The sequence below is a fragment of the Rhodopirellula sp. UBA1907 genome (assembly GCF_002337565.1).
Taxonomy (GTDB): domain Bacteria; phylum Planctomycetota; class Planctomycetia; order Pirellulales; family Pirellulaceae; genus Rhodopirellula; species Rhodopirellula europaea.
The window spans coordinates 1-11,276 of record NZ_DDGH01000037.1 but is presented as its reverse complement, the minus strand read 5'-3'; the positions used below and the strand labels follow the sequence as shown (position 1 = coordinate 11,276).

At 56.8% G+C, this 11,276-nt stretch carries 5 protein-coding genes; 1 reads left to right on the top strand and 4 read right to left on the bottom strand.

The annotated features are described in order from the left end of the window. Together B2R17_RS08345 and B2R17_RS08340 are read right to left on the bottom strand one after the other, a co-directional pair. On the bottom strand, positions 1-1,992 hold a 1,992-nt coding region (locus tag B2R17_RS08345), incomplete at its 3' end, for an efflux RND transporter permease subunit (protein ID WP_286763621.1). A gap of 207 nt (positions 1,993-2,199) precedes the next feature. Then, positions 2,200-6,108: an efflux RND transporter permease subunit gene (locus B2R17_RS08340; protein WP_286763620.1), complete on the bottom strand. Its 3,909-nt coding sequence runs from the start codon at positions 6,106-6,108 to the stop codon at positions 2,200-2,202. A 517-nt stretch (positions 6,109-6,625) separates the two neighbouring features. On the opposite strand from B2R17_RS08340, the gene B2R17_RS08335 reads away from it, so the two are divergent. Next, positions 6,626-7,762, top strand: coding sequence for a transaldolase family protein (locus B2R17_RS08335; protein WP_286763619.1), 1,137 nt, complete (start codon positions 6,626-6,628; stop codon positions 7,760-7,762). A 477-nt stretch (positions 7,763-8,239) separates the two neighbouring features. Here the strand turns inward: B2R17_RS08335 and B2R17_RS08330 are convergent, their stop codons facing one another. Together B2R17_RS08330 and B2R17_RS08325 are read right to left on the bottom strand one after the other, a co-directional pair. Further along, positions 8,240-10,012: a S41 family peptidase gene (locus B2R17_RS08330; RefSeq protein ID WP_008666092.1), complete on the bottom strand. Its 1,773-nt coding sequence runs from the start codon at positions 10,010-10,012 to the stop codon at positions 8,240-8,242. Positions 10,013-10,695: 683 nt separating this feature from the next. After that, complete coding sequence (locus tag B2R17_RS08325; protein WP_286763618.1) at positions 10,696-11,094, bottom strand: hypothetical protein; 399 nt, start codon at positions 11,092-11,094, stop codon at positions 10,696-10,698. Positions 11,095-11,276: the final 182 nt, after the last annotated feature.

Here is an 11,276-nt window from a genome sequence, read left to right as displayed (position 1 = left end):
CACCGATCCGATGTCAAGCGGAGTCTCCAGCAAACCCATCGTTCCAAACAACGTGATCGTCGGAAACAAGTTGGGGAACATCGCAACGAGGCCACCGGTGAAGCTTCTCAGCAACAACATCATGATGATGGCAACGATGCCAAAGGCGGCTAGGAAGCTACGGAACAAATCCTGCAGCAACACGTCTTGGGATTCGGTCGTCATCGGAACGCCACCGGTGAATTGAGGCGAGATCCCCTGGCCGGCTTCTTCCAAGATCGGGATGACTTCCGCCTGAACACGTTGGAACTCGGTCCGGTAGTCGATCGCTTCGTCAAATGGGAATCGAAAGCTGATCCGCCAAAGTTGGTTACCCTTTTTGTCTTTCGCGATGTAGCCAGCGTCCTGCAACGGGGAATCGGGATCCTCCAATTGCTTGCGGATGTTGGCCTCCAAGACGGTCGAGCGAATCGATCGGCTCTTCTTCGACGGTGGGCTGGGCAAAAACGAGCGTGCGGAAAATACTCCGCCAACCAAATCGGTGGACCGGAGATGGTCGTCGACATCGCGAACCAATCGAAACCGATCGATGGGATCGGGCATCGAATCCGGTGGGAATTGGACGACGACTTCCGCATTGATCGTCGGGCCGATGTGTTCTTCAAACCAAGCGTAGTCCGTCCGGATGCGGCTGTTCTCCGGGAACATTCGCGGGATGTTGACTGACGTTGTCAGTTGCGGCAAACCCGATGCCGCGACGCCGGTGATGATTGTGAACAACGCGACGACGATCACAGGGAACTTCATAAACTGAGCCGCAAATGCTTCCCAGGCGTGGCCGACTTTTGATCGCCACTTTTCAACCGGAAGCGGATCGTTGTCGTCTTGGTTTGATTTGGCCAGCGCCGCACGGTGTTTGATGCGGTGTCGTTTACCGTGCCACTGCATCGCACCGGGCAGGAGCAACAACAACAGCAACAACGTGCCGAACACTGATCCCGCGGCGATGAACCCGAACGCACTGACGGGAACCAAGCGAACCAAACCGAGTGAACCCAGTCCGATGATGGTTGTTGTGGCCGCCAGCCAACACGGCAGGATGCCGGCCTGCATGGCTTGTCGAGTGGCTGCAGTCGGATCGATGTTGGGATCGCTGCACATCGCATCGCGGTAGTAGTTGCACAGGTGAATCCCGGCACTGGCGGTCAGCACGAATACCAGAGGCGGCAACACGATTAGAATCGCGTTCATTTCGATGCCGGAATACAACACCATCGCCAGCGACATGCCTTGGCCGATCACAGCCACGATGATGATGATCGCGGTCAGTACGATCGACCGCAGACAGAACACGCAAATGAGCGCGCCAACGATGACCGATGGCAATGTGAACCGATCGATCGAACCTTGGGCTTCCGCATCGACCAGTGCTCCATCGGTTGGCGGACCGGCGGTGTAGATCTCTTCCTCGGGGACACCGATTTTGTCTGAAACCAGTTGCCGGGCTTGGGCCAGGACTTCTTGCCGATTGAGGTTTCCGGTTTCTGAAAAAGTCGCCAACACGATTGTTTGCTCGCCGTCTTCTCCGACGAGCGATCCCTTCAGTCGAGCCCGCGTGGCTCGTTCAGAGAAACTGGTCGGTGGACTGGTCAGGACATCAAAAACACGCTGGCCTGAACTGACGCCTTCGAGGTACGCCGGACGGTCCGAAGTCGGTTGCGTCAGTGGCAGCAAAGCTTCCGCGGCCTGGTCGACTTCCTCGGCACCAATCTTCGCGCCGTCCCACCCGATCATCAGGACATCTTGACCCTGGAACAGTTTCGAGAAGTCGTCGTACTGCTTCCGGACCGGCATGTCCTCCGGTAGCCACAACGCGGGCGCGTTGTACATGGTCGACAAAGCACGTGCAGAATCACGGGCCGCCAAGGGTGCGAGAATGCAAACGGCCAGCAGGCCGATGCAAAATCGCACGCGATACGTCGTCGCTTGGTCGGCGAGAGATTTCAGGGGCATTGGGGAGTGTCGATCGGTACGGAACGGATTGAACGCCGAGCCTACCGAATCGAACCCTCGCTGACGACTCGTAATCGACCGCCAAGTCAGCGTCACCGATCAGATGCAACGCGACGGCTCATTTCAATCCACTTGTTCGTCAAACTTTCTCATCGTCGCGAGGGCGTGAGACTTCCTACCCGCGACGCCGAGATCGTTGACGCCAAATCAACCCTTCCGCGAAGGCTGGTTGGATTCCGTGCGTGTCGGCGGTTTGTGAACCTTCAACACAGGCGTATCCTCCGTCACCACGATTCCTTCCGGGGATGGTTGGGGCTGGACGGAGTCGATGGATGATGGTGATTCGGAGGTGACCGATTGTCCCGGATCAAAAGCTGGCTTTCCCAAATGGTCAATCCGTGGCTTGAAGACCTTTCCGAGCGGTCCGGCAAGCAGAGCGGGCAAAAGGATCAAGTCCCCGATCAGTGCGGCGGCCAACATGACCAACATCAACGTGCCAAAACGCTGCGTTGGTGTGAACGTCGACATCGCGAAAATGAACAGCCCCAAGCCACCGACGATGGTGGTTTGAGTCATCGCGGGACCGACTCGACGGTACGTTTCGATAACGGCGTCCTTGCGAGATTTGCCTTCCTCGAGGAATTGGCGGAACCACGTCAGGAAGTGAATCGTGTCGTCGACCGCGACGCCCATCGCGACGCTGGCGGTCATCATCGTTCCGATGTCCACCGCGGTTCGCAGGTGTCCCATGATGCCGAATACCAGCAGCACCGGGAACACGTTGGGAATCATCGAAACGGCACCGGCGGCAAAACCAGCTCGCAAGTTGGACGGTGCCAGCCATTGGCCGGGGAACGATCCCGGGTTGAGCAACACGATCATCACGAAACCGATCAGCACAAAGGCGAGCAAGATCGATTCCACCAAACTGCCCAGCAGCGTCCTTTGGGCCTTGTAGACAACCGGCACGACACCCGTGTAGATGACCTGTGGCGTGGCGGGTTCGTCGAGCTCGAAGACGGGCAAGCGATTGGGTTGTCCGTCGGCGACCTTGTCTAGCGAAAGGATGTGCTTTGGGATCGGCCGTAATATCACTTCCGTGGCGGAGATCAATCGTTCCGCTCCGGCGGCATATGATTCAACGGGCTCTGTCGAAGCGGCGGTTTTCGATGTCGACGCCTGGAAACTCAACCCGGCCAAGTCGATGACCACATCCGCGGCGGCGATTCGGCGGTCCCAGTTTTCGTCCGTCGGTTTCGCGATCGCGTCTTCGGCATCAGGATCGATCCAGCTTTGGCGAATGCGTTCGTTGCCCAGCAGTTCACGCAGCGTCGACAAGAAAATGGCACGTTGGTCGACAACACGTTCGCCCGACACTTCATCGGTGGTGACCAAGTCCGCGGAATCTAGCTCGACGACGTTTTGTGCCCCGAGGACCAGAACCTTTGCCTTAGGAAGCTGCGTTCCATCGGGTTGTTGCAATTCACGAAGCAACTTCGCTCGCACCCGGTAGGCTTGCACAACTGGATCGACGGCATCCTTCAATTCGTTGATGAACAAACCGTAGTCGACGTCCGAGAGAGCACTGACTCGCAGACTCAGCCGCCACAGTTCGCTGTCTTTCAGCGGACCATTCTTTTCAATTTTGACGTAATCGCTGGTCAACAACTCATCACGTGATTCGTTCAACCGGCTGTTGAACTGGGACCGCGTATTGCTCCAACCATTGCTGACGTCCGGTAGCGGCGCGATGAAGGTGTCCATGCTGGACGCTTGCCCCACTTTCGCGATGCCTTCTTCTCCGAGCGATCGTGTGACGACCTTGCGAATCCGAGCGACGGCCTCGATCCGTTCCAGCAAACTCAGCGAGATCGGATCGGACAAGCGATCTTGGTTGTCGTCTTCCTCTTCGGTCGACGCAGACGCCAAGCGATCCGGCCGTTGAATCTCGGGTGGCATTCGGACGACGATTTCCATCGGTACCAAGTTGCCGAAGTGATCTTCCAACCAAGCGTAATCGCGAAGAATGCGGGCCTGTGGATCGAACAACTTGAGCAACTGCACCGACGTGGTGATCTTGAACAGTCCCAGCGAAGCGATCGCCAATCCGGCGATGCAAGCGACGCTGACGATGGCATGATGACCAGTGATCCAGCGGCCGACTCCGGCCCACCATGCGGCCAATTCCAGTTCGCCTGAGATGGCACCTTTCGCCGGTGTCGATCCGGTGTCGGTGTCGGCGGTCGATTCCGATTTGCGTTTCGCGGCAGCGAGTCGCTTTCGCTCTTCGGCTTTGTCTTGACCGAATTGTGGCGAGAACGTCTCCAACGCGGCGGGCAAGTAACTGAACAAAACGCCCAGCGTCGAGATCACACCGATAGCGGAATACAAACCGAAGTTACTGATCGGTTTCAGGTTGCTGGTGAACAGTGACGCCAGTCCGATCGCGGTCGTGAGCGCAGCCAGCGTACAAGGCAACGCGGCGTGCTTGAGTGCGCGAGTTGCCGCTCCACGTCTGCCGCGAAAACGAACTTCGTCGCGGTAGTAGTTGATGACGTGAATCGATCCGGACAGCCCCAGCACATAAACCAGCGATGGCATCGACATCAAAATCGCGTCGACTCGGCCGCCCGTCCAACCCACCATCGACATGCTGAGCATCGCAGCGGAACCGCCGACAACGAACAACATGATGGTGACTTTGAAACTGCGGAAGCAGAAATACGAAAGCAGCACGCCGACCAAGATGCAGTAGCCGACCAAGCGAACCAGCGTGATCGTGCCTTCTTCGTCGATGGCGATGTTGTCAATCGGTGGCCCGCCCATTCTCAGTGGCGGCATGCCTCCGATCGATTCCGGTGGTTCACGGTTGAACGGCGGCGGAGCACTGCTGGGTGGCAACGGCGGCTGAATCCCCGATTGCTGAGCCAATTGCAACAATCGACCTTGGGGAGTGCCCAGCGTGCCGCGTCCAACAGCGAAAGCGAGATTGTCCTTGGCCAGATCGGTCAGCGTTACCAGCAAACATGTCAAACGCGGTGGCGGTTCGACACCCAACGCATCGTAGACCGCGTACCAAGCGTCCGTTTGAGTTTGCGTCAGCGAGGTAGCGAGCTTTTCGCGGTCGCCATCCAAACGCTCCGCAACGAAAGTCTCGAGGGTCCGCACGATTGTTTCCGGTGCATCGCCTGGCAATCCCGAGCGGCTTTCCTCGGGAAGTTTCTCGATGAACGATTCAGCTGTCCAATCGAATTCGTGCGGCACCGCCGGGGCAAACAATGTTCCCGTCAAACGTTCCATCGCCAGTCGTTTTGCAACGATTGGTTTCTTGGTCACGTCGGTCAGATCGATCGGCCACAGCGGACCACCTTCGGCGGCCAGCTCTTCGGCAATCGTGGCTCCCGTTTGGACGGTTTGAAACAACGGTGCGCACAACAGCATCGGGTCGTTGTAGAACGGGTTGATGCGTTCCGTGGTCGATGGTTCACCGAACGCCGTTACGAATTGGCCCTTTAGCTCGTAGGCACCCGTGGACTTCTGGAACTTGCGGACCAAAGCGGCCGGGCCGTTCATAGATTCTTCCCACCGGAACAATTTGCCGTCCGGTTTGATGTAGTACCAAGTCCCATCGGCGGATGCCAACCACTTCTCTTCTTCGCCGCCCCAGTTGGTCAAGTCTTGGCCGGGAGGCAAGAGTTCCAATTCTTCGCCGAGTTCACGTGCACGCACGCGGGTTTGGACTTCCGCGAGCGACAGGGCGTTCTCACCCCAAGCTTCGTCCGCGGCAAGTTGCTCGCGGTAGTTGGCTGATTCGTGCAGCAGTTTGTCTTCGAACAATCGCAATCGCTGATCGCCGACGTTGCATCCTTCCCAGGTCAACAGAACAAAGCTCTCACCGGCAAAGTGATCCGCGAACCAGTCCAATTCTGCTGTTTCGGGAAAGTCGCTGGGCAACCAATCTTTGACGTCGTTCTCTTTGTTCTTCAAACCCATGCGAGCGGCACGGAACGCCGAGGGCATGAAAAAGAAGAATCCCATGAGGATCAACAAAGCCACGGTCAGTCCCCACGGGCCAGGCCGCTCCAGGAACGACGGCTTGGTTGAATCTGCGGTCATCGAGGATTCCGAAAGTGAGAAGAAAGAGTCCGGTCGAGACGGGGGCGATTGGACAATGTGGAATGCGTGATCGTGATGAATATCAAGCCCGATGTCCCGTCAATTTTGTTCGGCGATGGGCGACCGATCCGCCGCCAACCACCGACACAGCAGTAAGCTATCGAGGGATTGGCGGAAGGTCCACGTCAATGCGATTGTCCGATCCAAACGTTTCGATTGTTGTGAGACAATTGAGAGGGTTAGAAAAGCTGGGGAGTTTCTGACCCAAAACAGCCGGCGATGGCCAGCATCCGATTCGAAATCGAACAGCGACGGTTTGCCCCACCCCCACAAAACGAACGGAATGCAGTCTAATTGTCAGAACAGCCTAATCGGCGGAGCAGTTTGAACCAGAGCGTGAGAAATGTGTTTTCCACCACCCCGGCCCGCGAAGGTGGATCCGGATGGGGACGGTGAAGAACACGGCTGGCCAATCGAGCCCGTTTCGGTTCGCGTTTTGCAGCCTTTCCGTCGATGAATGCCGTCTCGTTCGCATCCCCGCGAATCACACTTGTCTATTCGAAACCCACGAAGTGAATTGATGTCTGAATCTCTCCAGTCCCTGATCGACTCCGGAACGAAGCTGTACCTGGACTCGGTCGAGCCGTCCGAAATTGACCAGAACCTCAAGTGGGGGGCCGTCGGCGCCACCAGCAACCCCGCCATCATTTCGGGCATCGTCAAGGCAGGCGGTTTTGACGACCGCATCGACGCTTTGCTGAGCGAAGGTCACGACGACGAAGCCATCGCCTGGGCTTTGACGGACGAATTGGTTTCTGACGCGGAAAAGAAATTTGCCTCGGTCCACGAATCCACCGCTGGCAACGCGGGTTGGGTCAGCTTCGAACTGGATCCGATTCTCGAAGATCCCGACCAAAGCTTTTCGTCCGCCGACATCGCCAGCCGCTACATCGAGTTGGGCAAGCAATGGAACGCCGGTCACACCAACCGGATGATCAAGGTTCCCGCGACGGAAGCCGGTTTGCTCGCGTTGGAAGAATTGGCCGCCGCCGGAATCACGCTGAACGTGACGTTGATGTTCACCGCCGACCAATACCACGCCGCTCGCGAAGCCATTTGGAAGGGCGCCCAACGTGCTGCTGAATCCGGAGTGCGATCACTGGATCAATTCAAATCGGTGTACAGCATTTTCATCTCGCGAATTGATGTCTACACGCAAAAGGAATTGCCAAACCTGTCCGCTGACGCTCAAGGCCAAGTTGGTATCTTGAACGCCAAGCGAATATGGAAAGAGAACCAAGAGTTCTGGGCCGACAAGAACCTGAAGCTGGAACAAGAATTGATTTTCGCCAGCACGGGAACCAAGAGCAAAGATGACCCGCCGTGGAAGTACGTCGCCGCGTTGGCTGGCAGCGACATTCAAACCAACCCGCCTGCGACCAACGAAGCGGTCGACGCCAGCGGAAAGAAGTTCACCAGCGAAGTGGCCGACATGCCATCGCAAGCGGTCCAAGATGAGATCGATGCCGCGTTGGACATCAAGGCCATGCACAAGTTCTTGATGGACGAAGGCGTCGATAAGTTCGTCAAGCCACAACGCGAACTGTTGGCGATCATCTCCGCCAAACGCGAAGAACTGACGAAACAAGCCTAGTCGTCGAGCAAGAGCTCTCAGGCAACAGTTTGAAATGCAATCAGCCGCGGCAAATGCCGCGGCTGATTTGCTATGTGTCCTGAACCGTCTGAGGATCGATCGGCGATTCACGAACCAACGAATCTGGACTCCCCACAAACCGGAGGGCTCGCGCCCTGCCGCTAAGTTTGGTACCGGAGGGCCCGTGCGCTGCGGCTGAAGTTGGTAGCGGAACGGCGCGAGCCGTCCGGTCTCACCCGAAGTTGTTTCATTGACAAACCACTCGTCAACGAGCGGATCGAAAAGCCCCGACGCCACCCAGCCAATTTAGAATTTACAATTGTCAATTTAACTTTTTCAATCGCCACGACCGATCTACAAGCTGACACCCGCTGACCAGATCTCTCTTCCAAACCGCACCAATCTGGCGATGGCCGCTAGGCCCGGATGCGTCAAATTACCGGTCCTAACGCACGTCGGCTAACAATCGCAAGCCGATCAGTGTGCCGGTTGAGCCAAGTGCTCGATGGCTCGTTGCAACACATCGTCTTCCAATTCAGTGACCAATCGTCCGTTCTCATCCGGGCGAGCCGCGATGTAGGTCGGGGGCACGGACAAGTGCGGTTCGACACCGTTGCGGCTGATCGCTCGGCCGCTTGGTGAATAGAACTTCGCCGTCGTCAAACACAGCCCGAACTGGGCGGCTTGCATTCGGAAAATCCCCTGCACGCTACCTTTGCCATAGCTCTTTTCGCCGACGACCGTTCCTCGGTTGGAATCGCGAATGGCACCTGAGAAGATCTCGCTGGCACTCGCACTGTTTCGGTCAATCAAAACCGCCAACGGAACATTCCACGTGTTGGCGCGGTGAGCCGAGTAATCAAAGTTTTCGCGAGCGTTGCGACCACGGGTGGTTAGAATTCGACCGCTGTCGATGAACCGGTCCGCAACTTCCACCGACGCGGGCAACAACCCGCCAGGATTGTCTCGCAGGTCGATGATCAGCGAACGCATTCCTTGACGACTGAGTGCCCACAGTGCCTTCTCGACTTCAGAGGGCGTCGACTTCTGAAAGTTCGTCAGGCGGAAGTAGCCAATTTTGGCATCCGTGTCGACCAAGTGAATGTTTTCAACACATGGAACATCGACTCGGCGTCGTGCGACACGGATGGAACGCGGTTGTTGATCAACAGATGCGATCTCCAGCGACACCAGCGATCCCTCGGGACCACGCAGCAAATCGGCCACGTAGTCAGGGTCTCGGTCGGCGGCGGAAATCGCGTCCACGCCCATGATTCGATCACCAGCGACGATACCGGCTTCATCGGCGGGACCACCCGGGATCACTGACAGAATTTTCAAACAGTCCTCGCCGGGTTTCAGCTCAACGCCGAGTCCCACAAAGTTGCCATCGATGGTGCTGAACATGTCGTCCAGTTGTCCCGGCGACAGCAAACGAGTGTACGTGTCCAGCGTCGACACCGCACCCGACACGAACTCCAGCACGGTCGCGGTTCCGCTCAAGCCGAGTTCTTGTTGAGCCATGGACGCAACTTGCGACACGGTGGCACGTAGATCGAATCGGCTTTGGGTGGATCGTTGACTAATCCGATGGTGAATTTCCATCCGGAACTTTTCAATCTGTTCCGGTGTCGCATTGGGAAGCATCGTTTGCACAAACGTTTCATCATCGAGCGCGGTTTCAAGTGCCGCGGTTCCGTGCAGCAACACCCGTGACCACTCGATCGTGTCAACATAGTGTGTTTGCAAGTTCGCCAAGATCTCACTGTACAGATCCAATGACTGCGACGTCGTCATGTCACGCAGCGATCGCAAGTACGTTTGGTCTTGATAGCGACGGTTGACGTCAAATCGCAACCGGCTGATCAGCAGTCGTTGATACAGGATGCGGTCCTGCGGGAAACGGCGAGTTGCCGATTCGTAGTGGTCGATCGCGTCGCTCCACTGGCCGGCATCTTCCAGTTCAATGCCGTCGGCCAACGCCCGGGCACGCTCTTGTTCTTCGAGTTTGCGTTCGGCATCGTTGGTGGGAGCGGAAACGGAAGGGCCGCGGGAAGGCACGAAGCCTTGTGCAAACGCAGGCATTGAAGATCCGCCAACGGTGATCGCACCGACGACCAATGCAAACGTCCGCATGCGGCCAGCGACTCGTCGCCGACGAGCGTGCTTGGCAATCGCTTTGCCTTCGTTTGATTGGTCCGCTTGCTTGTCAAAAGCAAGGCATCGATTGATCGTCGTTAACAGGTCCATGCGCCGATTCCATCGTGAGTGTCGTTGGAGGGGGATTGCTGGACGGGGTGAGTCCAAGCCCCACGGAAGACACTCCGAATCGTGGGGCTGAGCAAACTTAGGTCACAAAACGTGCCCGGTCAAAAAACCATGTCGATGAAATATCACCCTGTTTGCTCCAAACCGCACGACCCGGTGAACAAGCCGTCGGTTGTCGCGACGACAGAAAGTTTGCCGGTCAGGGCGTGTCTGTCGCTGGGATGTCTCGTGCCGATCAGGCACGACTTTCATCGCGTGGTGCGCCTCCAGTGCGCAGAAAGAAACAACTTCACTCAATGTGATCACAGTTCGGTGATCGAGTTGTTTCACGAGCAGGCTCGTGAAACACTTGCGACGTTCCTCATCGCCAGTTGTTTCTTGGCATCGCGATAAGAATAGGCACTGTCCCACACGCGGGCAAGCAATGGAGTCAGGCCGTCAATGAAGACTCGCCAACTTGGTTGCTCAGAAGCAACACAACCAATCCGTACGATGACCTTCCCAGGTCGTCGGGCTCGATGCCTTTTTGGGGACGTCCCGAGAATGATGAACCGCGCCGGTCAGGCCACGTTGTTCCGCCGACGGTGCGGACGTTGGAGCAGCTCCACCACTGATGCGATCCTGTCATCGCGTTGGCAACGTTCCAACGCTATTGGCGATTGAAATCAGTCTGTGCCGTTTGCGACACCATAGACAGATACACCCAGCTGAATGTCCAGCGCAATCAACCGGGAGAGAAACGTCGTTGGGAACCGGTTGAATTGGCCGAACGATTCATCGGGAAAGTCCAGCGTCCGTGTGCAATTTGGTAGTGCATTGAAAATGGACTGCAATGCCTTTTCATTTGCCTCGAGAAAGGCGTCGGCTTCCTCGATCTGTTGCGGTACGAAGTCGCCATCTGCGTCCGAAACGACCAAACAATATGTTGCGTCCAGCTGAGGGGCATCCATTGGTTGAAAACGCTTCTTTCGAGATTGGATCGCTTCTTCAAGTGCGAAGGCGGATTCGACTGCAATCGATTCAATAGCAAAACGATCACCGGTGATACGGAGCACTGCTGGCATGTCGATCTTCCCTCTCTGCTTTCCGAGGTTGTGCAGTTTTTAGGTGCCGATTTTTGGCTGATTTACACATGGCGTACCTCTCCCGAAACGAAGTTTGGGGAGAGGTCGAGCGACGCCGTTCAGGCGTACGCGAGGGTGAGGACCGAGCATGGGAAACGGCGCGTACTACCCTCCCCGGAATT

Excerpts from the sequence above, each read along its gene's own strand:
- B2R17_RS08330 (WP_008666092.1), bottom strand. The coding sequence starts at position 10,012 with ATGGACCTGTTAACGACGATCAATCGATGCCTTGCTTTTGACAAGCAA.
- B2R17_RS08325 (WP_286763618.1), bottom strand. The coding sequence starts at position 11,094 with ATGCCAGCAGTGCTCCGTATCACCGGTGATCGTTTTGCTATTGAATCG.
- B2R17_RS08340 (WP_286763620.1), bottom strand. The coding sequence starts at position 6,108 with ATGACCGCAGATTCAACCAAGCCGTCGTTCCTGGAGCGGCCTGGCCCG.
- B2R17_RS08335 (WP_286763619.1), top strand. The coding sequence starts at position 6,626 with ATGCCGTCTCGTTCGCATCCCCGCGAATCACACTTGTCTATTCGAAAC.